General features: G+C 70.9%; 15 protein-coding genes. 9 read left to right on the forward strand and 6 right to left on the reverse strand.

What is annotated here, in order from left to right; genetic code table 11:
- Positions 1-47: 47 nt before the first annotated feature.
- From DKM19_RS26335 to DKM19_RS52795, 3 genes are all read right to left on the reverse strand, one after another.
- Positions 48-1,178 carry an FAD-dependent oxidoreductase gene (locus tag DKM19_RS26335; RefSeq protein ID WP_110699078.1) on the reverse strand — a complete coding sequence of 377 codons (1,131 nt, stop codon included), beginning with the start codon at positions 1,176-1,178 and terminating at the stop codon, positions 48-50.
- 428 nt (positions 1,179-1,606) lie between these two features.
- Positions 1,607-2,104, reverse strand: a complete 498-nt coding sequence (locus DKM19_RS26340; protein WP_110699080.1) for an inorganic diphosphatase — start codon at positions 2,102-2,104, stop codon at positions 1,607-1,609.
- Positions 2,105-2,544: 440 nt separating this feature from the next.
- Complete coding sequence (locus DKM19_RS52795; RefSeq protein WP_110705992.1) at positions 2,545-6,255, reverse strand: S8 family serine peptidase; 3,711 nt, start codon at positions 6,253-6,255, stop codon at positions 2,545-2,547.
- Between the two features lie 500 nt (positions 6,256-6,755).
- Here DKM19_RS52795 and DKM19_RS49760 point away from each other — a divergent pair, with 500 nt between their 5' ends.
- The 6 genes from DKM19_RS49760 to DKM19_RS49770 all read left to right on the forward strand — a co-directional run bounded on the left by DKM19_RS49760 (position 6,756) and on the right by DKM19_RS49770 (position 16,421).
- On the forward strand, positions 6,756-9,119 hold the full coding sequence (locus DKM19_RS49760; protein WP_162641769.1) for a CehA/McbA family metallohydrolase: 2,364 nt from the start codon (positions 6,756-6,758) through the stop codon (positions 9,117-9,119).
- A gap of 488 nt (positions 9,120-9,607) precedes the next feature.
- Positions 9,608-10,381, forward strand: coding sequence for a carotenoid biosynthesis protein (locus DKM19_RS26355; protein ID WP_239513599.1), 774 nt, complete (start codon positions 9,608-9,610; stop codon positions 10,379-10,381).
- Between the two features lie 205 nt (positions 10,382-10,586).
- Positions 10,587-11,096, forward strand: a complete 510-nt coding sequence (locus tag DKM19_RS49765) for a hypothetical protein (protein WP_162641770.1) — start codon at positions 10,587-10,589, stop codon at positions 11,094-11,096.
- Positions 11,097-11,174: 78 nt separating this feature from the next.
- Positions 11,175-13,892 carry an AAA family ATPase gene (locus tag DKM19_RS26365; protein ID WP_110699086.1) on the forward strand — a complete coding sequence of 906 codons (2,718 nt, stop codon included), beginning with the start codon at positions 11,175-11,177 and terminating at the stop codon, positions 13,890-13,892.
- A 106-nt stretch (positions 13,893-13,998) separates the two neighbouring features.
- Positions 13,999-16,080 (forward strand): prolyl oligopeptidase family serine peptidase, encoded by a 2,082-nt coding sequence (locus DKM19_RS26370; RefSeq protein ID WP_110699088.1) that lies wholly within the window; start codon positions 13,999-14,001, stop codon positions 16,078-16,080.
- Positions 16,081-16,271: 191 nt separating this feature from the next.
- On the forward strand, positions 16,272-16,421 hold the full coding sequence (locus DKM19_RS49770) for a hypothetical protein (RefSeq protein ID WP_162641772.1): 150 nt from the start codon (positions 16,272-16,274) through the stop codon (positions 16,419-16,421).
- A gap of 212 nt (positions 16,422-16,633) precedes the next feature.
- Here DKM19_RS49770 and DKM19_RS49775 read toward each other — a convergent pair whose 3' ends face one another.
- Positions 16,634-17,377, reverse strand: coding sequence for a DUF6461 domain-containing protein (locus tag DKM19_RS49775; protein ID WP_162641773.1), 744 nt, complete (start codon positions 17,375-17,377; stop codon positions 16,634-16,636).
- Between the two features lie 603 nt (positions 17,378-17,980).
- Here DKM19_RS49775 and DKM19_RS26385 point away from each other — a divergent pair.
- Positions 17,981-18,394 carry a spore-associated protein A gene (locus DKM19_RS26385; protein WP_204358235.1) on the forward strand — a complete coding sequence of 138 codons (414 nt, stop codon included), beginning with the start codon at positions 17,981-17,983 and terminating at the stop codon, positions 18,392-18,394.
- Between the two features lie 275 nt (positions 18,395-18,669).
- Here the strand turns inward: DKM19_RS26385 and DKM19_RS26390 are convergent, their stop codons facing one another.
- Positions 18,670-19,956, reverse strand: coding sequence for an esterase-like activity of phytase family protein (locus DKM19_RS26390; protein ID WP_110699095.1), 1,287 nt, complete (start codon positions 19,954-19,956; stop codon positions 18,670-18,672).
- 348 nt (positions 19,957-20,304) lie between these two features.
- Here DKM19_RS26390 and DKM19_RS26395 point away from each other — a divergent pair, with 348 nt between their 5' ends.
- Positions 20,305-21,732 (forward strand): NAD(P)/FAD-dependent oxidoreductase, encoded by a 1,428-nt coding sequence (locus DKM19_RS26395; protein ID WP_162641775.1) that lies wholly within the window; start codon positions 20,305-20,307, stop codon positions 21,730-21,732.
- Complete coding sequence (locus tag DKM19_RS26400; RefSeq protein ID WP_239513600.1) at positions 21,729-23,123, forward strand: glycosyltransferase family 2 protein; 1,395 nt, start codon at positions 21,729-21,731, stop codon at positions 23,121-23,123. Before DKM19_RS26395 ends, DKM19_RS26400 begins: the two co-directional genes overlap by 4 nt.
- Here the strand turns inward: DKM19_RS26400 and DKM19_RS26405 are convergent.
- On the reverse strand, positions 23,056-23,670 hold the full coding sequence (locus DKM19_RS26405; RefSeq protein ID WP_110699097.1) for a glycerol-3-phosphate acyltransferase: 615 nt from the start codon (positions 23,668-23,670) through the stop codon (positions 23,056-23,058). The two genes, DKM19_RS26400 and DKM19_RS26405, sit on opposite strands and share 68 nt — an antisense overlap.
- Positions 23,671-23,699 lie beyond the last annotated feature (29 nt).

Here is a 23,699-nt window from a genome sequence, read left to right on the forward strand (position 1 = left end):
GCCGCCGGCGGAGGCTTCGGCAACCGTCGCGCGGCAGGCCCGGGAGGTCAGTTGGCGACGGGCGGGCGGTTCAGCGCGAAGCGCGCGTCGGGCCGCTCGCCGGTGAGGGCGAGGTCGGCGAGAATCCGTCCGACCGCCGGAACGAACTTGAAGCCGTGCCCGGAGAAGCCCGCCGCCACGACGACGGGACCGACTCGGTCCAGGACGAAGTCGGAGGTCGGCGTCGTGGTGTAGGTGCAGCTGATCGGGGTGAGGGCGTCCGCGTCGACACCGGGCAGCCATGCGCGGACGTACTCACGCAGGATGCGCAGCTGGGCGGGCTCCGGCTGGAAGTCGCGGTCGTCGGGGTCGACCACCGGACCCGTGCCGTGAAATCCGGCCTTGACGCCCTCGCCGGGCGTCCCGAGGCCGTACACACCGCTCAGGTACCCCGTGGCCTTCAGCGACTCCTCGTCGAGGTGGTGCACGAAGCTGGGCCACGCCACGTCGTCGCGCAGCGGGGCGAAGTGCGCCGGCTGCTCCTGCGTGATGCGCAGCGGCGGCAGCGCCACGAGTCCGCCAAGCAGCTTCTCCGCCCACGCTCCGGCCGCGACGACGACTCTCTTCGCGCGGTAGACGTCCTCCCCCGCCACCACCTCGACGGCGTCGTCGCCGCGTACCGTGATCGAGGTGACCGGCGTCTCGTGCCGGACGACGGCGCCCAGCCGGGCCGCCTGCGCCTGGAGCGCGGACACGGCGTCGTCGGCGTGCAGCCGCCCGCCCGCCGGATGAAAGAGCACCCTGCCGTCATAACGCAGGCCGGGCCAGCGCTCGGCGGCCTCCTCGGGGGCGAGCCACTCACCCGGCGTACCCTCCGCCTCGACCGCCTCGGCCAGCAGGCCGAGATCCGCCGTCCGCCCGTGGTCGACTCCGCCGGTGCGGGTGAGCAGGGAGGCGCCCGAGGCGGCCTCAAGCTCCCGCCACAATCCCTCGGCCTCCTGGGCGAGCCTGATGTAGGCGGGCTCGATGTAGGAGACACGGAAGATCCGGGACGCCCCATGCGAGGCTCCGCGCACGTGCCCCGCCTCGAACCGCTCCAGCAGCGCCACGTCGACCCCACGACCGGCCAGCCGCCACGCGGCCGCCGACCCCATCCCCCCGCCGCCCACGACGACGACGTCCACCTCGTGCCTGGTCATCCAGAACTCTTTCCGATTTTCGTGCCACTCGACGCGGACGGCGAAGCTCTCGCGACGACATGTCCCTAACGTAAACGGACGTTCCCGATAGGACGAAAGTAGCTATTTCCTACCTATTTTACATAAAACAACCAGCCGTTCGGCTCCCGTGTAGTCGGCCATGGGCTGACCGTGCCGGCGAGGGGGGACCTCGCCGGCACGGCCGGCGGCGGTGGCCGGTCGGTCAGGCCGACGGGCCGACGATGCGGTAGCCGCCCTCGGCCAGGGTGCGGGTCATATGCTCGGCGTACCACTGCGGCCACGCCTCGTCGTGCCGTCCGCCGAGGTCTTCTGCCTCCCACCGGGATGTATCGCATGGGCTTAGCCGCCAGCACGGTGTGGGCGTACGGCACCGGGCCGGCATTCCTCAACCCGGCGGCCGCCGTCCTTCACACCGCGCCCGAAGGCGCCCCCGAGAGGCGGCTCACGGCCTGGGAGACCACGGCCTCGGCCTCCGCACGCGATTCCCAGCCGCGGACGTTGGTGCTTTTGCCGGGTTCGAGGTCCTTGTAGACGTCGAAGAAGTGGCCTATTTCGTTGAGCACGTAGGCCTGGACATCCTGGATGTCCTGGATGTTCGCGAAGCGGGGGTCGTTGGCGGGCACGCACAGGACCTTGGCATCGGGTCCGCGTTCGTCGTGCATCCAGAAGACCCCCACGGGGCGGACGTTGATCACGCAGCCCGGGAACGTCGGGCTCTCGCCGAGCACGAGGGCGTCGAGGGGGTCGTCGTCCTCGGCCAGGGTGCCGGGCACGAACCCGTAGTCGTAGGGGTAGGCGGTCGAGGTGAACAGCAGCCGGTCCAGACGGATCCTCTGCTTGGCCGGGTCCATCTCATACTTGTTGCGCGACCTCTGCGGCGTCTCCACGATCATGTCGAAGCGCATTCCAGGCCCCCTTTCCGGCTGCGCGGCCTCCGTGGTTCCCGGCCGGCGCGTACGCCCGGGTATTCACCCGCACCCGGTGGTACGGCGTCTCCCGGCTCAGGCCTCGCCGAGGCGGAGTCGGCCCGCGTGACGACCGGACGGCCACACCGGCGTCCGGGAGCGCGGTGAGCGGGCAGGTCCTGACGGGATCCACCGCCGGACGGCACACCGTACTCATCATGATATGCCGCGCCATTTCCAATGGTCAGCGCCCGGGGGTGTGTCGAGGACCGGGCATGTCGGCGGTGAGAAATCCACTCCCGGAGAGGACCGGGCGCAGCGGGCGGTGGGGACGCCCGCTCCCGGATCCGGAGCCCGTACCCCCCACAGCCGATCATGCCCGTGTCCCCGGTCTGTGGCACAGACCGGGGACACGGGCGAGCAGGTGGAGAGGCGTCCGGCTACTTCAGGCCGAAGGCCCGGGTGATCGTCTGCTCGACGCCGTTGCCCTGCTTGTCCTGGGCCTGAGCCCGCAGGGTGACGTACTGGGCGCGGGAGGGAGCGTGCAGCTTGATCTCCCACCCGTCAGCGGTCTGCTTCGGGTGCTCCTTGCTCCAGGTGGCGCCGTCGTCGTAGGAGACGTCGAGGCCGGCGGAGCGGATCGTGGTGGAGGCGGGTCCTCCCGGGAGGTGGGACGGGGTGAGGGTCAGGGCGGCGGAGCGGGAGGCTCTGCCGGTCAGGTCTGTGTTCACGGTGTAGTCGAGCTGGACCAGCGGCAGGGGCGCGGGCGTGTCGGACCCGGCGGTCGCCGAGGTGAAGCGCCACGCGGTCTGCGTGTGGGTGGAGTACGGATACAGCGAGGCGTCGCGTTCGGTCGTGGTGACGAGCCGGTAGGCAAGCCTGCCGGGGCTCAGATCCACGCCGAGGGCGGGGCCGTCCGTCTGCGTGACGAGGGCGTCTCCCCGGTAGAGGGCCATCGACTGCTCGAGCTGGCCGTAGGCCGCGAGGCCCGCGTGGTCGGCGCCGGAGTCACCCCAGCCGGGCGCCTGGACCTGGAGATTGTCGCCGGTGCGCGTCGGGAGCGCGATCGCGTTGGTGATCCTCGGACGCTGGATCGGGCCGAACCACTGCTCGTAGGTGGTGCTTCCCGCCTTGTAGGACCGCTCCCCGGCGTACTGCAACGTCTTTCTGGCGATGTTCGCCTCCGACATCCACTTCACGCCGTCGGCGGTGACCCAGTCGGTGCGGTTGCGCCCCGCCCGGCTCAGGATCGTGTAGCCCATCTTGGTGTTCGTGTAGGGGGAGATGTCGAAGCGGTACTCGTCGACCTCGTCCGCCGGATCGTCGCGGAAGTCGACGTCGACCCGGGCCAGGTCACGCTGCTTCGGCTGGTAGGTCAGGTTGCCCGGAATGGCGCCGTCCCAGCGGCGAACCAGGTCGTAGAGGTATTCGGTGGCGGGGTTGGACTCCACGTGGAGCCGGACGGGGCCCTTCCCGAGCCGGGAGATGAGCTCCTCGCCCTCGTCCCTGGTCAGTGAGGCCACGGTCAGGAGGGTCCTGCGGATCGCGTCGCGAAGGCGTCCGTACTCGTCGTTGACGATCAGCAGCAGTTTCGCTCCGGCCGCCACGGCGGCGGGCACCTGGTCGTCGGTGTCGCCGTAGCGCACGACCGCGATCTTTCCCTTGACGTCGAGCCCGGCGTAGTCGGCCGGGTTGCCCGCACCGGCGAAGACGGCGTTGAGATCTTCCTTCCCCTCGGGCAGGAGCCCCGCCCCGGGCTGGATCCACAGGTCGTCGTAGGACTGCTTCCCAGAGGTGATCGACAGGAACGGCTGCTGCTTGCGCCAGCGGGTGGCGACGGACAGGTGGCCCTTCCTCACCTTCTTCGTGGGCTGCGTCCAGACGCTGTCGTACTCCGTGCCGAGGGTCATGGAGTCCTCGACGGAGGACGTGTCGCCCAGCGACCGGTAGTAGTCCACCCGGGTCTCGGCGTCGGCGGTCTCCCGGGGCGTGACGGCCTTGACCTCGCTCGCGGTGGCGGCGTCCAGGTTCACGACGGTGTCGTCCTCGACGGTGACCTCGGGGGCGTTGAGCAGGGCCATGCCGAGGGAGCTGGGGCCGTGGGTGCCTCGCACCTCACCCCACATCCACACCGAGTAGGTGCCCTCCGGCAGCAGGACGTCGATGGATCCCGAGCCCATGATGAAGCTGTAGTAGGAACCGGCCGGGTCGCCTTCCCGCAGGAGGTTGACCCATCCGTACATCGGGGCGCCGTCGCGGTCCTTGGCATTGACGACGAGGTGGTGGGGCTGGTCCTCGGTGCTGACCCCGACGACGGTGCGGGCGAGGACCGAGCCTCCGGCCGTGGCTTCGATCCGTCCGCTGTAGCTGTGCTTGTCCGAGGTGCGGTCCAGGTCGGCGGTGACCGTGACCGTGCCGCTCCCGTGCGCCGGGACGACGACCTTGGAGGCGGACAGCGACAGCAGCCCGGCCGGGGCGTCGGAGCCCTGGAACGCCAGATCGAGCGTGACGTCGGTGCCGGAGGTGTTGGTATAGGTCACCTTCCGCTCGGTCTTGCCGCCCGGCTCGTCCCCCAGCGGGTGGATGCCCAGATAGGCGGAGCCGGTGGCGAACAGGGTGCTCTTGGTCGCGGCCGCGATGTCCAGGCGACCGGCGCCGGCCTCGTACGGGGTGTAGGCCGGGGTGGCCTTGGTCGTGCTGATCAACGCGTCCTTGAGCTGCGCCCCGGTCCAGTCGGGGTGCGTGGCGGCCAGGAGCACGGCCGCGCCCGCGACGTGCGGGGTGGCCATCGAGGTGCCGCTTTTGGTCGTGTAGTAGCCCTCGCCCTGCCAGTCGTACTGGGAGCGGGCGGCCAGCACGTTGACGCCGGGTGCGGTGAGCTCCGGCTTGAGCGCGCCGTCGACCAGTCGCGGGCCGCGGCTGGAGAACTCGGCGAGTTGGTCGGAGGTGTCCACCGCTCCGACGGTGAGCGCCGCGTCCGCGGCGCCCGGGGCACTGACCGTGTGGTCGTAGGGGCCGGAGTTGCCCGCCGCGATGGTGAAGAGCGCGCCGGTCTCGGCGCTGAGCGCGTTGACGGCCTGGCTCATCGGGTCGGTGCCGTCGGTGGGCGAGTCGCTGCCGAGGCTCAGGCTGATGATCTTGGCGTGCTGGTCGCGGGCGGCCCACTCCATGCCCGCGATGATCCAGGAGTCCTGCCCCTGGCCCTGGTCGCTGAGGACCTTGCCCACGTGCAGGTCGGCGCCGGGCGCGACGCCCTTCTCCGTGCCGCCGGAGGCGACGCCGGTGCCGACGATCGTGGAGGCGACGTGGGTGCCGTGGCCGTACCGGTCGGTGACCTCCTCGCCGGGCACGAAGCTGGCCGTTTCGGCGATCCGGCCGGCCAGGTCGGGGTGTCCGGTGTCGATGCCGGTGTCCAGGACGGCGACGTCGACGCCCTGGCCGGTGTTGCCTGACGCCCACACCTCGGGGGCGCCGATCTGCGCCACCGTGTCGGCCAGGTCGACCTTGACCTTGCCGTCCAGCCACACCTTCGCGACGCCGCCCGAGAAGACGGGTCCGGCGTTCTTGCCGCGGGCCTGAGCCGCGACCTGGCCACCGGTGAGCGAGGCCCAGAAGTCCGCGGCCTTGTCGCGGTCCTCGGTCACCGCCGCACCCTGGATGCTGCTGAGCGTGCGGACCCTGGTGGAGCCCTCGGGCGCCGCCTGGGCACGCAGGCCGGCGGCGGCGTTCCCGTAGGTGACAATCAGGGGAAGGTGGTCGACATGGGCGTCGTCGTAGCCGTCGGCCAGCAGACGGGTGACGTTGAACAGGCGCTTGTCGAGCGACCCGGCGGCGATGTAGGGCATCGCGCTGTCGGGATAGACGAAGGTGTCCTTGCCCACGGTGACGACGTGGGCGGCGACGGGTTCGCCGTCGGGCCCCCGCACCGAGGTGGTACCGGTCCCCGAGCCCCCGGATCCCACGGTGACCTTGTCACCGGTGATCAGGGTGATGGTGCGGGAGCCTGCCGTGGGGGTCGCCGGGGTGCCGTTGTCCGGCTTTTCGGCGGTTGGGGCGGCAGCGAGCTGGGTGGTGGCGTACGTCGGCGGGGTGACCGCGAGTACCGCCAGGGCTACCGCGACAGCGAGCAGTCGCGGCGTGCCGGAGGGCATGAACGCCAAGTGTGTTCCTTGACTCGAGTTGTTCGGGGGATTCAAGCGGCGTGTTCGCCAAGGGACAATTTGTGGATGTTTTCGCAAACATGTCAAGAAAAATCGTGTAACACACTTGAGTCATATGTTCACTTTTCGGGCGAATCTGCTATAAATCGCACTTATATTGACAAATCCCCCAACTTTTGACTGACTGGGCAGTCAAATTAATGCCCGTGAAGTGCCACAATCGGGTCCGAGGGGTCTATCCGGGGGTTTATCCTCGTCAGCCGCGATGCGCCAGAGGCCCGCCCGGGTTCATGGAGTCCGCGGTTTGCCCGTGACGTCCCCTGTGCGGCGGGGCGGGCCGTCACGCGTCGCCACGGGGACGCGACCGCGCGAGGGAAAGCCTCGCCCGGCGTTCAGGTCCAGGTCATCCGGGGGCCATCGCCCGGGTGAAGGGTGGATCGGTCCACCTCTCCTCCGAGGCAGGACGTCCCTAACCAACAGACGGAGAACACATGCGCATCCGCGCGCTGTTCGTTACCGCCGCCGCGGGCGCGCTCGCCCTCGTAGTCGCCGCGAGCCCCGCTCTCGCAACCCCCGGCGCGGCAGACGACGCTCATACGGCGAAGGCCCCGGTCGTCACGGCACAGCACCCCGGTGCGCCCCACGAGCGCGAGCTCATCGGCGCACTGCACGAGCACAGCGGCTACTCCGACGGATGGCCCGGCTCCCGGCCCGCCGGTTACTTCGAGTCCGGGCGTGACAAGCACGACCTGAACTTCGTCGGCTCGAGCGAGCACACCTCGAACGTCAACTCGCCGTTCACCTTCAACGAGGAGTGCCTGGACCCGCGGGTCGCGCCGAGCTGCCAGAACGCCGATCCGGTCAACCCGCTCGACGCGCTGCGCAAGTGGGACGCGGAGCTCGAGCAGGCCAAGGCCGCGACCGACCCCGCGAAGGACTTCGTCGGCTTCCGCGGGTTCGAGTGGACCTCGGACCGCATGGGCCACATCAACGTCTACTTCTCGCGCGAGAACTCGCTGCCCGAGACCGACGGCGGCACCATCGCGATGGATCGCTTCTACGACTGGCTGACGACCACCGGCAAGGACGGCCTGGCGGTGTTCAACCACCCCGGCGACAAGACGCTGTGCGGCCCGCTGAAGTGCGACGTCCGCAGCGATCTCGGCTTCGGCTGGGAGGACTTCAAGTACTTCCCGAAGGCCGACGACCAGATGGCCGGCATCGAGGTCTTCAACGGCGGCAGCGACTTCGGCTCGGCGCCCGGGCACAACGCCCCGCCCGAGGGCTGGTACGCCCACGCGCTCGACAAGGGCTGGCACGTCGGCGCGATCGGCGCCGAGGACAAGGGGCACGACCGCACGGACGACTGGGGCGGCTCGCAGTACGCCAAGACCGTCGTCCTGGCCAAGGCCAACACCGAGAAGGACATCAAGAGCGCGATGGCCGACCGCCGCTTCTACGCGGTGCTCGACAACGCGCTGCGACTGGACTTCACGATCGACGGTCACACCATGGGCGAGCGGATCCACGCCAACGGCAAGCGTCCGCTGGCGATCGACGCGCACGTCCGCGGCTCGAGCACGCCGCTGCAGCTGGAGCTTGTCAGCAACGGCGGCAAGGTGGTCGCCAGCGCGACCGGCGACCAGCTCACCGCCTCGCTGAAGGCGGGCGACGACGCCTGGTACTTCCTCCGGGTCCTCCGCGACGGGCGCCCGGTCGCGTACTCCAGCCCGATCTGGGTCAACGACGGCAGGCAGGCGGGCACGCCCAAGGCGCCCAAGAGCGACCTGAGCACCACCGGCGGCCGCTGGCTGGCGGGCGACCTGAACGTCCACAGCTGCTTCTCCAGCGACGTCTACTGCGCCGGGACCGACCCTGCGAGCGAGGCCGACCCGTTCCGCCAGGGCGTCGACGTCCGCTCGCGCTTCGACGAGGCGGGCAGCCGCGGCCTCGACTACCTCGCGGTCACCGACGACAACGACGTCCGCTCGGCGAAGGCTCCGGGCTCCGGTAGCCACGGCGTGCTCGCGATCCCCGGCTACGAGGACCACGTCAAGGGCGAGGCCCACGTGCTCGGCGTGGACAAGCTGCTCGACAACGGCGACGGTTCCGCCGCCGCGATCAACGCGCTCGCGGACAAGGCGCGCGCGAAGGGCGGCCTCTTCCAGATCGACCACCCCGGCTCCAAGATCACCAAGAAGTTCGCCGGTTGCGACGCCTCGACGCTCACCTGGGGTTACGGGTTCGACGTGCGGCCCGACACGATCGAGGTCTGGAACCCGAGCTCGAGCATCCGCGCCGCCGAGGACTACCTCGACTGCTGGCTGCAGCGCGGCGCACGCGTCGCCCTGACCGGCGGCAGCGACGCCCAGACGCAGTACGCGCAGCCTCAGGGCGCCGGCTATCCCACCACCTGGGTACTCGCGCGCAACCGCTCGCAGGGCGCCGTGCTCGAGGCGCTGCGCGCAGGCCGCACCAGCGTGTCCGTGCTGCCGCCGTCCGCCGGCGGGAGCCCCCTCGTGATCGAGGGCAAGCGCGGCGGGCGCTTCGTGCCCGTCATCGGCGACGACGTCCGCCCGGGCGAGAAGCTGCACGTGCGCTCGCTCGACCCGCTCACCGACGGCTCGCTGCGCGTCCTCGCCAACGGCCAGACGCTGCTCGACCAGCACCTCACGCGCGACAAGGCGATCGAGTTCACCGCCCCGGCCCAGCCGGGCTGGTTGCGCGCCGAGCTGCGCCTCGGCAACGACCTGCTCGAGCAGACCCCGCTGTGCGGAGCGATCGACCTCGGCGCGAACCTGTGCCCGTACGACGCGGCGATGGTCGCGATGACCTCTCCCGTCTACGTCCGCTGATCCACCGATCTCGATGACGACGGAGGCCCCGGTCCGATGGACCGGGGCCTCCGTGCCACGTGGGAGGTCCCGCAAAGGCACTGACCGGAGATCCGCCGGAACCTTGAGATCTGAACGCTTGCCGCCGTCGCCGCGCGCTCCAGACCTTCTTGATCATGCAGAGCCGGCAGCCGGACCCGGCGATACAGGTCGTGGCCGAGATTGGCGGCCGGCCTGCCGGGCTCAAGGGTCGCCACGAATCTGGAGGCGAACCTGACCGGCGCCTGCCGCTGGACTGACCCTCCAGAGGGCACAGCACAGGGGTGAACGGCGGACGTCTCGGTCTCGGAGCGGTGAGACGCGCGATCCGGAGGAGGCCGTCCCCGGACGACCCGCGAACCGCGGACACCCCGCGAACGGCGATCGGCCCGCGGGCGACAAACGGTCCACGAGCGGCGTACGCTCTGCGAGCGGCCAGCGGCCTGCGAGCAACGTACGGCCTGCGAGCGGTGAGCGGCCTGCGAGCGGTCAGGGATCCGCGACCGGCGAGCGTGCTCGGCGGAGCGCTGCTCCTCGCGATGGTCGCCGCTCAGGTCGCGACGGGACTTCACCCGCAGCCGATCCGGCTGACCAGCACGGTCGTGCTCCTCCTGGCGGCCGGCGCCCTGGCCTTCGCCACCACGGCCCACACCCTCCCCAGGGCGGTCGCGGCGTTCGGCGCCGTGGTCGTGACCGGCTACGCGGCCGAGTGGATCGGCGTCAGGACGGGCCTGCCGTTCGGCGACTACGGCTACAGCGGCCTGCTCTGGCCACAGCTCGGCGGGGTTCCGGTGATCGTCGCGCTGGCGTGGGGCGGCATGGGGCTGGCGGCCCACGCCACGGCCGCGGCGGCGGCCCCGGAAAGCCGGGCGGGGCGGCTCGCGCTGGGGGCGCTGGCGCTCACCGCCTGGGACCTGTTCCTGGATCCGCAGATGATCCGGCTGAACCTGTGGACCTGGCACGACCCCGGCCCCTACCGGGGCGTGCCCGTCGGCAACTTCGCCGGATGGCTGCTGGTGTCCCTGCTGGTCATGGCCCTGATCGATCACATCGTGGCCGATCCCGCCGCGAGAAGCACCGGGCTGGTCTCGATCTACACGGTGATGGCGGCCATGGAGACCATCGGCTTCGCGGCGGTCTTCGACCCGCCGGACCCGCTGGTCGCGACCGCCGGAGGGATCTCCATGGGCCTGTTCGCCCTGCTCGCCTGGAGACGCGGGTGGCGGAGGCGTCGCGACCGGTGACGGGACCTGCGGCCGAAGCCGCGGCGGCCCCGAATTCGGGCGGCACCTCCACCGAGGACGTCCCGTCTCAACCCGGCCGCGACCGAAAAACGTGACGGTCCCTGGGGGACGTCTCCACGGAAGCTCCCCGCCAGAACCCGGCCCCTGCGTTCCGGGAACCTTCACCGGTGCGGCGAGGTAGGAGGGGGGACGACAAGGAGACGACATGCGATGGCCGGCAGCGACCCTGGTGCTCATCTTGGTGGCAGGCTGTGCTGCCTCCCCACCCCGGGCGAGCACGGCGGGCGCCTCGGAGACACCTCTGCCCTCGAAGAGCGCCACGACAACCGACTCCGTCGCCGTGAGTGACAGATCCGCGTGCGCCTCTCCCTCCCCCTCACCATCCCCGGAAACGACGGCGCTCCCGGAAGTACGGGGAGCGGCCCGGGACGCGGAGTTGTGGGGCCTGTTGTTCGCACCTCTGCCGTTCCCCACGGGGAAGACGGTCAAGATCGCCTGGCGGATGACCGGCAGCGGACCTCTCCGGGTCTCCGCCACGCACCCCGACGGGACTCGGGCGACGTTCGCGTTCGGACCGGAGGAACACAGTGGGTCGAACTGGAAGCGGCCGGGCGACGAGTGGGGAACCGGACTCGTTTTCCCGAAGGCCGGATGCTGGAAGGTGCGTCTGTCCCGGGACACGGGGACGGGCGAGGTCTGGCTGCCGGTGAGGTGACACCCCTCCTGCCGCCCCCACGGGCGCGGTCGATCGCGGTGGGCTCCCGCGTCGCCGTCTCGGCGTAAGATCACAGGAGTGTTGCTGGGGAGAGACCCGGAGCTCGGGGTCATCGATCGACTGGTGGATGAGGTACGGGCGAGCACCGGCCGGGCCCTCGTGCTGAGGGGCGAGCCCGGAATCGGCAAGTCGGCCCTGCTGGACCACGCGAGGCGGGCCGGGCGGGGAATGCGCGTGCTGCGGGTGGCGGGTGTCGAGGGTGAGGCCGAGCTGCCCTACTCCGCCCTTCACCTTCTGCTGCGTTCCGTCATCGACCGTATCGGCGAGCTGCCCGAACCTCAGGCCGCCGCGCTCCGTGGCGCCTTCGGGATGGAGCCCGCCGCCGGTGCGGACCGGTTTCTGGTCGGGCTCGCCACGCTCACCCTGCTGTCCGAACTGGCCACGGAGCTGCCACTGCTGTGCCTGGTCGACGAAGGTCACTGGATCGACACCGCGTCCGCCGACGCGCTGCGTTTCGCGGGGCGACGCCTTGAGCACGACCCGGTCGGCCTGATCGTGGCGACCAGGGAACACAGGGAGCACGACCGCTCGCCTGACCACGCGCGGTCCTTCACGGACCTGCCGGTCATGGAGCTCGCCGGGCTGCCGCACGACGCGGCGACGGCTCTGCTCGCCCAGGAGGCTCCGGAGCTGCCGGAACGGCTCCGCGACCGGGTGCTGGCCGCGGCGGGCGGCAACCCGCTCGCGCTGCTGGAACTGCCCAAGACCGTGGGCGAAGAGGACCCGTCGGGCACCGATCCGCTGCCGATCAGCGAACGCCTGCAACACGCCTTCACCGGGCAGATCGACCGGTTGGAGGAGACGACCAGGAGGCTGCTCGTCATCGTCGCGGCGGAGGGCACCGGTGAGCTGGGCACGGTCATGCGGGCGGCCGACCGGCTCGGCGTGCCGACGACCGCCCTGGCCGAGGCCGAGCAGGCCGGGCTCATCGTCGTCACGGCCGGCTCGGTGCGGTTCCGGCATCCGCTGGTGCGGACCGCGGCCTATCAGGGCGCCCTGTTCACGCAGCGGCAGGCCGTACACCAGGCCCTGGCCGAGACCATGGAGGGGAGCGATCCGCACCGGTGGGCCTGGCACCTGGCCGCCGCGGCGTTCGGGCCGGATGAGCGAGCCGCCGCCGCCCTGGAGCGTACGGCGGAGAGCTCCGTACGGCGAGACGGCCAGGCCGCGGCCGTCGCGGCCTACGAGCGGGCGGCACAGCTCAGCCAGGACGGTCCGGCGCAGAGCCGGCGGCTGTCGGCCGCCGCGGTGGCGGCGATCGAGGCCGGCCAGTTCCAGCGCGCCGAGGGACTGTGCGACGCGGCCGAGCGGCTGACCGGCGAGCCGCTCGTCCTCGCCCGGCTGGCCAACACCCGCGGCCGGCTGGAGTTCGAGCGCGGCAGCCCGCGCGTCGCCGCGCGACTCACGATCGACGGAGCCGCCAAGATCGCCGTTGAGGCGCCGGAGGACGCCGCCGGAATGCTGGTGGTGGCCACCTACTACGCCGGGCACGGCGTGGACCTCCCGCTGGCGAGCGAGGCGGTGGCGCTCCTGGACACGCTCGATCTGCCGGCCGACCACGACTTCCAGCCGTACATGAGCCAGGCGCGCGGCTTCCATAAGATCATCACGGGTGAGGCCGCCGATCATGCCATGTTCTTCGCGCTCCGCCCCACCTCGGTCTGGGAGCAGACCTGGACGGCGCGCGTGCTCAACGTCGCCGGACACGCCTCGGCGGCGCTGGAGATGTCCATGGCCATGGTCGCCGAGACCCGCGCGGCCAGGCTCATCGGGCACCTGGCCAACGCGCTCTTTCACCAGGCCTGTGCTCAGGCGCTGCTCGGCCGGCACCAGGCCGCGGCCGAGTCGGCCGAACAGGCCCTCACGATCGCGGCCGACACGGGCCAGGGCTCGGTCGCGACCTACCTGCGCGGGTTGCTCGCCTGGCTGGCGGCGCTGGACGGGGACGACCAGCGCTGCGTCGCGTACGCCGACGAGGCGATCCGCTATGCCGACGACCACCGCGCCCCGCCGAGCGCGGCGGACGCGACCTGGGCACTGGCCCTGCTCGATCTCGGTCACGGCCGGTACGAATCCGCGCTGAGCCGCATGGAGAACCGGTGGCGGTCCTGGCTGTACAGCACCGCCTGGGCCCGGAGCACCGCCGACCACGTCGAGGCCGCGCTCCGGGCCGGGGAGCCCGGCATCGCGGCCCGGCTGGTCGGTGAGCTCGAAGCCGACATCGGGCAGCATCTCGACCCGTGCGGCCCGTCCATCGTGGCCCGTTGCCGTGCTCTGGTCAGCCCGGCCGAGGAGGCCGAACACCACTTCACGACGGCCCTGAAGCCGGGGGCATGCGAGGACCGGCCGTTCGAACGGGCGCGCACTCTGCTCGCCTACGGCGAGTGGCTCCGGCGTGAACATCGCAAGACCGAGGCGCGGGTCCAGCTCCGGGCCGCCCTGGAGCTCTTCCAGCGCACCGGCGCGAAGCTCTGGGCGAGCCGCGCGCAGGCCGAGCTGCGGGCCACCGGCGACCGTTCCGTCACCCGTGTCCCCGCCGAGTCCAGCCCGATCGGCCGGCTGACCCCCCAGGAGCTCCAGGTCGTACGGCTCGCCGCGACCGGCGCCACCAACCGCGACATCGGGGCGCAGATGTTCCTCAGCCCGCGCACGGTGGCCCAGCACCTCTACCGGGCCTTCCCCAAGCTCGGCATCACCACCCGTACCGAACTCGCCGCTCTCGACCTCGATCTGTGATCGGCACATCCGCTGCGGCGCATGGCCCGTCAGGCGAGTCAGGCGGAGGGGCGCGTGATCCAATGTCCGACAATTCGCCAGATCTCCGGCATATGATCATGCGCATATGAGCAATATCACTGAACCTCCGATCGCCCGGGTGGACGTCGTGCGCGAGACCCTCCACGGCATCACACTCGAGGACCCCTACCGGTGGATGGAAACCGAAGGCGAGGAGTTCCACCACTGGCTGGACGGCCAGGCCGGGCACGCCCGCGAGCACCTGGACGCCCTGCCGCACCGCGCCGGCCTGCTGACCCGGATCCGCGAACTGGGCAGCGCGCTCACGAGCTACTTCGGCCTGGCGATGGCAGCCGACAAGGTCTTCGCCCTGGTGCGCGAGCCGGACGCCCGCGTGCCGGTGCTGACGGTGACCGAGGCCGACGGAGCGCGCAGGGTCCTGTTCGACCCCGGAACGGTGCCCGGCGACGGGCACCACGCCATCGACTGGTACGTCCCCTCCCCCGACGGCCGCCACGTCGCCTGCGCCGTCTCCGCCTCCGGGTCGGAGGACAGCTCCATCCACGTGATCGACGCCGACTCCGGCGCCCTGCGGGAGACGATCCCGCCCACGACGCGTTTCGCCTTCCTGAGCTGGCTGGAAGATGGCCGGTCGTTCGTCTATCACCGCTACGTGGAGCAGAACCGCTTGGACAGCCGCTCCTTCCTGCATCACCTGGGCGCCGACCCGGCGCAGGACCAGGTGGTGCTGGCCCGCGGCCTCAACCCCCACGTCGAGCTGGCCCCGCAGGACCGGCCCTTCCTGGTGGTGCCGCACGGCGAGTGGATGCTGGCGATCATCTCCCACGGCGCGCTCAGTTCCTGGCCCTGGACCAGCGAGCAGCTGAGCGACTGCACCATGTACGTGGCGCCGCGGACCGGGCTGGCCAACCCGGACGCCTGCCCGTGGCGGAAGGTCGCGGACGTGGCAGACGGCGTGACCGCCTTCGCCACCAGCCACGACACCCTCTACCTGGTCTCCCACCGGGACGCGCCCCGCTCCCACGTGCTGGCCGTTCCGCTTGCCGCACCCGATCTGTCCCGAGCCCGGGTGGTCGTGCCCGCGGGTGAGCGGGCGGTGGAGACGGTGCGGGTGGTGGGCGACCGGCTGCTGGTGCGCGATCTCGACGGCGGCGTCAGCCGGATGCGGCACGTGCCCCTGTCCGGCGGAGAGCCCGCCGACCTCCCGATGCCGGTGGACGGCACCATCCTGGAGTGGACCACCCACCCCGAGCGGCCCGAAGCCCTGCTCCTGGTGGCCGGCTGGACCGACGCGCCACGGCTCTACCGCTACGACGGCCAGTCCCTCCAGGACACCGGGCTGGCGCCCCGCTCACCGGTGGACTTCGGCGACGTGCACGCCCGCACCCTGTACGCGCCCGCGCAGGACGGGACGCCGATCCCGCTCACCGTCATCCACCACAAGGACCTGGAGCTGGACGGCGACAACCCGGCCATGCTCACCGGCTACGGCTCCCACGGGTTCATCGACCTGCCGGAGTTCCATCCCGAGATGCTCGCCTGGTACGAGCGCGGCGGCGTCTACGCCGTCGCGCACCTACGCGGCGGCGGCACCTACGGCCGCGAATGGCACGAGGCCGGGCGCGGCGAGCGCAAGGAGGCCACCATCACGGACTTCATCGACTGCGCCGAACACCTCATCGCCCTCGGCTATACCCGTCCGGGACGGCTGGCCGCCGAGGGCGCCAGCAGCGGCGGCATCCCCACCGGCGGCGCGCTGGTGCGCCGCCCCGATCTGTGGGCGGCCATGGCGATGCACGTGCCGACGGTCAACGCCACGCGCAACGAGTTCACCGAGAGCGGGCCGATCAACGTGCCCGAGTTCGGCAGCGTCACCACTGAGGAGGGCCTGCGTGCCCTGCTGATCATCGACGCCTACCTGCGGGTTCAAGACGGCGTGCCGTACCCGGCGGTGCTGCTGACCACCGGCCTGCGCGACGCGCGGGTGCCGCCGTGGCAGCCGGCGAAGCTGGCCGCCCGCCTGCAGGCGGGCACGGCCTCCGATCGGCCGGTGCTGATGCGCGTCGAGGAGCACGGCTGGCATGGCGCCGGCTCGACCCGAGACCAGGAGCAGGCGCTGCTCGCCGATGTGCTGGCCTTCATCCTGCACGCGTCCGACGGGTCATGATGACGACAGACATGTCGGGTACGGCACACGCACGCGCCCTCAGCCACGTCACGGCCCGGTTGATCCCGGCCTGCGTGTGACGCTCAACTTCCATCCCGACCGCCTGGTGGGCGAGCCGGCGGTCCTCGCCAGGCCGGCAACGGGCGAGGGTACGTTTGCTCACCGCCGCGCGGGCGGCCAGTTCTTCCATTGTGAACCCGCGCGACGCGTCCGTGACCCTGGCCAAGGACGCCACCGCCACGTGGAACGACGAGGCCATGCGCGCCGCACACGAGATCAACGGGCCGCTCTACGCGACCTCGGTCCTCACCACCGACCGGGTGTTGGACACCCTGCGATGACAAAGCCCTGTCAACCGATGCCCCGGCTTGAGAGGAGAAACACATGACGACGTTCGTCCTCGTACCCGGCGGTTGGAAGGGCTCATGGGCGGATGAGGCGGTGGTTCCGCTGCTGGAGCGTGCCGGTCATGCCGTTCACGCCCCTGACCCTGACCGGTCTGCGGCCAGACGACGACAACGCGACGGTCGCGACCGCCAACCTCGACTGGGGGTTAAGCAGCGCCATGATCAGACTCAGGGCCGCCTGCCGCTTTCAGTTGCTCGAGTATAGCGCCGAGGCTCTTCCCGGGCTGAGGCTCTTGTGACGGTGGCAGGTCGGCGATCGCGCCCACCAGGAGCGGTCCGTCCAGTAGGTCGGCGGTGAACGTCACGCCGGTGAGGCGGGCCGCCATCGCGAACATCCGCGCGAGGCCATGTCCGAACAGGTCGTCGTAGTGTTGGTCCCAGTCCTCATCTGAGCCCTCCTCGAGAGGCAGGCCGAACTCGCGCATGAGGCCGGCGAGCCGGTCGGTGTCGGCACCGGAGCGACGCTCGGGAAAAGTCGGGTCGAAAGCCGTGAGCAGCATGCCGTCCGCGGCGTAATGAAAGTAGTCGCAGGCATAGTTATGCCGCAGGACGGACACCACGTCGGTGCCGGCCGACAGACGCTCCAGCGTCGGGTCGTTCGTCCCCGACCAGCCCCACAGCTCCACCGCCGCGCACCCATCGCCGGTTGCGACCACTCCGACATAACCACCTCCCTCACCACCCTCGGTCGCCACCGTGAAGTCGGAGACCGCCAGCCCCAGCTCGGTGAAGCTCATCCGCGTGCTCGTACGGGCGCCGAACCGGCGCAGCACCTCGGCCGGGTCGAGCCCACGCACCAAGGTCACGCAATAGATCTCGCCGAGCAGGTCGCCCCGATCGCCGTACGGCGGTTGCAGCCACTGGAACGGCGTCAGCGCATCGATTGTCATGTCGCGATCTTGGCAGGCCCCACCGACATAGTCAGGCCGCCCTGACCGTCGACACGGCGGCCGGCATGTGCACGATCAGGCTCCGCCGTACGCCTGGCCCCATGCAGGAGGCTCCGACGAAGTGAAGGGTAGAGGCGTTCGCCCAGCTCCGGACGGGTCCGATCGGGTATCGGATTCCGGCTGACGCGACCGATGTCCGACATCGATTCCCGACACGCGCTCCGGACAGTTTCGACCTGGGCTTCTGCACTCGCCCAGCTCGGTGTCGTCGAGCGGATCGTCTACTCGCGCGCGTCCACCGCGACCCAGCCCCTGCTGCGGCAGCGACACATCCTCGCCACCAAACCCGCGTGCGGCGAGCCCGCTACCGGCGACAACGCATCGGAGATCACTGAGTACGGCTGGCGTGTTAAGTCATCTGACGCAGCTCTTCGGTCGCGGTCGAATTAAAAACATCGACCAGATGAATCAGCTGCAAATCACCGGTTAACAGTCCGGATTTCCCTTGAGGCGATTTAAGTAATCCGTCGGATTCATCCAAAGATCGCGTCCCCATAACGTTTTCCATGGATGACGACCCATTCATTCGACGAAAGGTCCCCAGTGAAAAACATATTGAAGCGAGCCGGACTGCTCGCAGGCGCCATGGCCATGTCCGCCGGGATTGTCGGGGCCATGACGTCGCCCGCCTCCGCCGCCACCCCGGCCGGCATCTGCGGCGCCGGTTACTCCGTGATCGATTCCCATGCCGTCGGCGCCTACGCGACGGTCTACCTGCTGTACAAGAGCGGCGGCGACAACTGCGTCGTCACCCTGCTGAAGAACCCTGACGGCAAGAAGCACCAGCTCGGAGCCTATCTCCGATACAAAGGTGGCCCGATGGTCAAGGACGTGAACAACTACACCACCTACGCCGGCCCGGTGCGGGTGCACGCGCCGTCGAAGTGCGTCGAGTGGAGCGGCCTCTCCGGCATCGACGACGGCACCTACGTGAGCCCCTGGGAGCACTGCGGCTGACCCGTCGCCCGGTGTGCGGACCCCGCTCCCCAGCGAATGGGGGGCGGGGTCCGTTCGATCGCTGATTTCCGCCCGCCGGGCCTGGACATCGGTGGTGTGGCGTATGGCGAAAAAGGCAAGAGGCGCTTCGAATCATCGGCCGCGTCGTTGGGCGTGGCGACGCTCGCGAGCATGCCGATCGGCTCGCCCGTCCAGGCCGCGCGGGCGGATCCGATCGAAACGCCGTCGGCCCGGACCATTATTGGTCCGGGCCGACGGGAGATCTCAGCTGGTGATCATCCGAGCGCGCGGGGCAGCTTGATGACGAGCAGGCGGCTGGGCACGCCGGTGTCGATCAGCTTGCCGTTCTCGTCGAACTCGCCGAGACCGAAGTCGTTGTCGTTGGCGACCGCGATGGTGGTGCGGTCGAGCACGGCGACGCCCTCCAGCTTTCCGGGGACCTTGGAGATGGCCGCCAGGTCGACGGTCAGCTTCTTGGCCAGCGGCTTGACCTTCGACGGCAGCGCCGTCTCCAGGCTCGGCTTCGTCCGCGCGAGGTCGTACTTGCCCCAGAGCAGGTTGGTGGCGCCGCGCAGGTCCGCGGTGTAGAGGCGGGCGACGTTGTCGGTCCGCTCCTCGACGAGGAGCTTGCCGCCACCGAGACCGACCACGGAGGAGATCTTCATCGCGCTCTGGTCACCCGCGACCTTGGGGTCGAACTTGGTGACGTCCTCGAAGACGTAGGCGTACTCGCCGACGGGCTTGCCGGTCCGCAGGTCGACCGCGAGGATCCGGGTGACCTTGGAGGTCTTGCTGATGTCCTTGTCCGGGTTCTCCAGCGGGCTCTGCAGCGCGACGTAGAGCCGGTCGCCGGAGATGCCGAGTCCTTCGAAGCCGCGGTTCTGCTGCCGCTTGAGGAAGATGCCCGGCAGCGTCTCGTGCACCGGGTAGCCGGTGTGGGTCAGGTGGAGCCCCTTGGGCACGTAACGGGCCAGGATCCGGCCGTTCGCGGCGACCCGGACCAGCGACGGGCTGTACTCGTCGACCAGCCAGAACTCACCCTTGGACGTGCGGATGATGTCCTCGGTGTCCAGGCCGTTCGGGTCGTACGGGAGGGTCGCCTTGCCGTCCCAGCCGTACGGCTTCTCGTCGTGGTCCTTCTGGTTCGACAGGCCCGTGATCGGCTTGCCCGCCGAGGTCTTCAGGGTGATCGTCTGTGCGATCTTCGCCTTGCCGTGCTGTACGGAGACGCGGACGATGGCGGGGGCGAACCCCGGCGCCGGGAAGGTCCGGCGCTTCTCTCCGTCGATCTCCGGCTGACCGTTGGGGCCGCGGTCGGTGACCATCCAGTACTCACCGGAGCGTCCCGCGGGGTACAGGCCGCTGCCCACTCCGCCGAGCTTGACACCGTGATCGTCCTTGACGAGGTGACGCTCGAAGTCGGCCAGGGCGGGCGCGGGCAGCGTCACGTCGCTGATCACGCGCGGCGCCCCGGAGGTCGCGGTGGCCGTGGCCGGTCCGGCCGCGGCGAAGGCGAGCGCCGCGGCCATCGAGGCGGCCAGGGCAGCAGGTACAACTCGCATCAAGGATGCCTTTCTGGCGTATTCAGGTATAGCGGTGCACAAGCTAGCGAGAGCACCTAGACATCGGATGGCCCCGGCATGTCCAGATCATGAACACGATCACGAACGAACACGGGCACGAACGGACACGGGCATGGGCACGGACACCGTCACGGCCACCGGCGACGTCGCCTCACATCCGTCCCCGCCGAGGACACATACGTGCCCGGCTCCTGGACGTCAAAGCGAACCTGACCGGGACCGGCCGATCCGATGACCCGTCGTCGGGCACAGCAGTGACGTGGACAACGGCCGCCCGGTGGGAACGCGTCATCACCGGGGACATGAGAGTGCTGGGCGGAGGCGCGGATGGTGGAAGTGATCGTGGTCGGCGGTGGGGTCGGAGGCATGGTCTCCGCCCTGCTGCTGGCCCGGCAGGGACATCGGGTGCGCCTGTACGAGCAGCGGTCCCGGCTGGGCGGCAAGCTCGCCGAGCACAGCCGCGACGGCTTCACCTTCTCCCTCGGTCCCTCCCTTCTGACGCTGCCCGACGTCTTCACCGACCTGGGAGTGGAGCTCGATCTCGTTGAACTCCCGGAGCTGTGCCGCTACCGCTTCGCCGACGGCTCGACCCTGGCGGCGTATCGCGACCCGGACAGGATGGCCGCGGAGGTGGAACGTCTCGCGCCCGGTGAGGGCCGCAACTGGCTGGCCTTCCACGAGTGGGCGCGCGGATGCCTCGACGCGTCGCGCCGCACCTTCTTCTCCGGACCGCTCACCCGGCCGTCCACCGGGGCCCGCCTGCCCGACCTGCTGGCGGTCGCGCCCGGCCGGACCCTCGACGGCCTGGCCCGCCGCTTCTTCGACGACCCGCGCCTGCGCCAGTACGCCGACCGCTACGCGACCTACGCCGGCTCCAGCCCGTACCGGGCGCCGGCGGCGCTGGGCTGCATCCCGGCGATCGAGCACGGCGAGGGCGGCTGGTACGTGCCGGGAGGGCTGCCCCGCATCGCCGACGCCCTGGCCGCGCTGCTGGAGAAGGCGGGCGTGGAGGTCGCGCTCGGCGCCGAGGTGACGGACGTCCTCGCCGACGACCGTCGCGTCCTGGGCGTACGGCTGGCATCCGGCGAGCGCGAGCGCGCCGACGTCGTGGTCGCCAACACCGACGCGGCGGCGCTCTACGGACGGCTGCTGCCCGATCGCCGGCGCCTGCGGCGCATCGCGGGGCTCGGCGCCTCCTCCTCGGCCTTCCTGCTGCTGGCCGGCGTGGACGGCAGGACCGAGGGGCTGGCGCACCATTCCATCGTCTTCTCCGCCGACTACCGGCGGGAGTTCGCCGACATCTTCGACCGGCGCAGGCCGCCGGAGGACCCGACCGTCTACATCGGCTGCTCGGCCGTGGACGATCCCTCGCAGGCGCCCCCGGACGCCGAGAACTGGGTCATGCTGGTCAACGTCCCGGCCCGAGACCCGGCCAGGTGGCCGATGTCTCCCGAGGCGTACCGCGACCTGGTGCTCGACCGCCTGGCCACCCGGGGCCACGACCTGTCGGGACGGCTGCGCTTCGTCGACCTGTTCACCCCGGCCGACCTGCGCGAGCGGTACGGCGCGTGGGGCGGCTCGATCTACGGCGGCGCCTACTCCGGGCGGCTGGCCCCGCTGCGCCGCCCGGGCAACCGCGGCCCCCGGCGGGGTCTGTACCTGGTGGGAGGCTCGGTGCATCCCGGCGGCGGGCTGCCGCTGGTGGCGATGGGCGGCCGCATCGTCGCCTCTCTCGTGCAGGAGGACCTCTCGTGAGACCGCTCACCGCGCTCGGGTCCGTGAGACCGCTCACCGTGCTCCGGTCCGTGAGACCGCTCGCCGCGCTCCGGGCAGCGGGACGGTCCGTGGGACCGCTCGCCGCGCTTCAGGCCGTCGCCGCCCTCGCCGTGGGGGTACGGCTGGCCCGCGGGCGCACCCGCCTGCCCGCGCTGACCCCCGTCGAGACGACGACCGCGCGGATCTCGGTGGTGATCCCCGCCCGCGACGAGGAGCGCCGCATCGGCCCCTGCCTGTCGGCCATACTCGCCGATCCCGCCGTCACCGAGGTCATCGTCGTCGACGACGAGTCGGGCGACGGCACGGCGCGGCTGGCCGCGGAGCTGGGGGCGAAGGTCGTCTCCGGTGCGCCCCTCCCCCGGGGCTGGGTGGGCAAGCAGTGGGCGTTGCGGCAGGGGGTCGAGGCGGCGGACGGCGACGTCGTGGTGACCCTGGACGCGGACACCCGACCGACGCCGGGCCTGTTCGGCGCGGTAGCCGCGGCCCTGGACCGCTACGACCTGGTCACCGTGGGTCCCAGGTTCGTGTGCGACGGAGCCGCGGAGCAGGCGCTGCACGCCTCGTTCCTCGCGACGCTGGTCTACCGGTTCGGCCCGATCGGGCCGTCCACTCCCCCAGCTCCGCACCGTGTCGTGGCCAACGGCCAGTGCATGGCGTTCCGCCGTACGGCGATGCTGGCCGCCGACGGGTTCGCGCGGATCCGCGGGTACACGACCGACGACGTGGCGCTGGCCAGGGCCCTGACCGCGGACGGATGGGCCGTCGGGTTCCTGGACGCGGGCGGCCTGCTCGAGGTCGACATGCACGAGTCGGTGGCCGAGGTGTGGCGGGAGTGGGGACGGTCACTGCCGCTGCGCGACGTCACGGGGCTCCGCTGGCAGGCCGCCGACCTGGCCGTCGTCTGGCTCACCACCGCGCTGCCCGTCCTGCGGCTGGCGGCCGGGCGGCCCACCCGGCTCGACCTGGCGCTGCTGGCCGTACGGCTTCTGTTGACCGGCGCGCTGCGCGGCAGCTATACCCGTCCGGGACCGGGCGTGCTGTTCTCCCCCCTGCTGGACCCGCTGACCGCCGCCCGGCTGACGCAGGCCACATTCCGTCCGGTACGCACCTGGCGGGGCCGTACCTATCCCCCGCTCACGGCCGACGCAGACCTGGCGGTCACGGCCGATGCCCACCCGGCGATCGCGACCGGCACCCGGCGTCCGGCGCCCGAGGCCTGCCGTCCGGTGGTCGCGGCCGGCACCGACCCAACATTCATAGCCGACGCTCACCCGAAGGTCACGACCGGTGCCGACCCGACGGTCACGGCCGATGCCCGGCCCGCTCCAAGCGGCCGGTCCGCGCCGCCTGACCGAAGCGCAGCCCGATGAGACCTATCAGCAGGCAGGTCCACGCCACGTGCTCGACCGGCGCGAAGAGCAACTGGAGCGGCGGGACGCCGAACACCCCGGCCCGCGCTCCGATCGTGAAGGAGCGCGCCGCCATGCCGATCGCGACCACGGCGGCGACCCCGAGCAGGAAGCCCTGGGGGCAGATGACGGCGAAGCCGCCCACGAAGGTGAGGATCGACCGGCCGCCCCTGAAACCGGCGAACACCGGCCAGGCGTGCCCGGCCATCGCCGCGGCCACCGCCAGATACACCGGCGCCACGCTGTCGCCGCTCACCCCACCGGAGTCCGTGGTGTGCAGGCCGCTGACCACCAGGGCGAGCAGCCCGGCGAGCGTGCCCTTGAAGACGTCGCCCACGAAGACGGGCATGGCCGCCTGCCAGCCGATCCGCTCCTGGACGTTCCAGAATCCGGGGTTGCGGTCCCCCACCTCACGGGGGTCGAAGCCGTACACGCGGCAGACCGGCACCGCGACCGGCACGGATCCGAGAAGGTAGCCGCCGATGACCGCGACGAGCAGAGGAACCATCGCTTCTTTCCACCTCACCAGGTACATGG

The sequence above is a fragment of the Streptosporangium sp. 'caverna' genome (assembly GCF_003203775.1).
Lineage (GTDB): Bacteria > Actinomycetota > Actinomycetes > Streptosporangiales > Streptosporangiaceae > Streptosporangium > Streptosporangium subroseum.

Coding starts and splice junctions, on each gene's coding strand:
- DKM19_RS26335 (WP_110699078.1), bottom strand. CDS start 1,178: ATGACCAGGCACGAGGTGGACGTCGTCGTCGTGGGCGGCGGGGGGATG.
- DKM19_RS26340 (WP_110699080.1), bottom strand. CDS start 2,104: ATGCGCTTCGACATGATCGTGGAGACGCCGCAGAGGTCGCGCAACAAG.
- DKM19_RS52795 (WP_110705992.1), bottom strand. CDS start 6,255: ATGCCCTCCGGCACGCCGCGACTGCTCGCTGTCGCGGTAGCCCTGGCG.
- DKM19_RS49760 (WP_162641769.1), top strand. CDS start 6,756: ATGCGCATCCGCGCGCTGTTCGTTACCGCCGCCGCGGGCGCGCTCGCC.
- DKM19_RS49765 (WP_162641770.1), top strand. CDS start 10,587: ATGCGATGGCCGGCAGCGACCCTGGTGCTCATCTTGGTGGCAGGCTGT.
- DKM19_RS26370 (WP_110699088.1), top strand. CDS start 13,999: ATGAGCAATATCACTGAACCTCCGATCGCCCGGGTGGACGTCGTGCGC.
- DKM19_RS49775 (WP_162641773.1), bottom strand. CDS start 17,377: ATGACAATCGATGCGCTGACGCCGTTCCAGTGGCTGCAACCGCCGTAC.
- DKM19_RS26390 (WP_110699095.1), bottom strand. CDS start 19,956: ATGCGAGTTGTACCTGCTGCCCTGGCCGCCTCGATGGCCGCGGCGCTC.
- DKM19_RS26395 (WP_162641775.1), top strand. CDS start 20,305: ATGGTGGAAGTGATCGTGGTCGGCGGTGGGGTCGGAGGCATGGTCTCC.
- DKM19_RS26405 (WP_110699097.1), bottom strand. CDS start 23,670: ATGGTTCCTCTGCTCGTCGCGGTCATCGGCGGCTACCTTCTCGGATCC.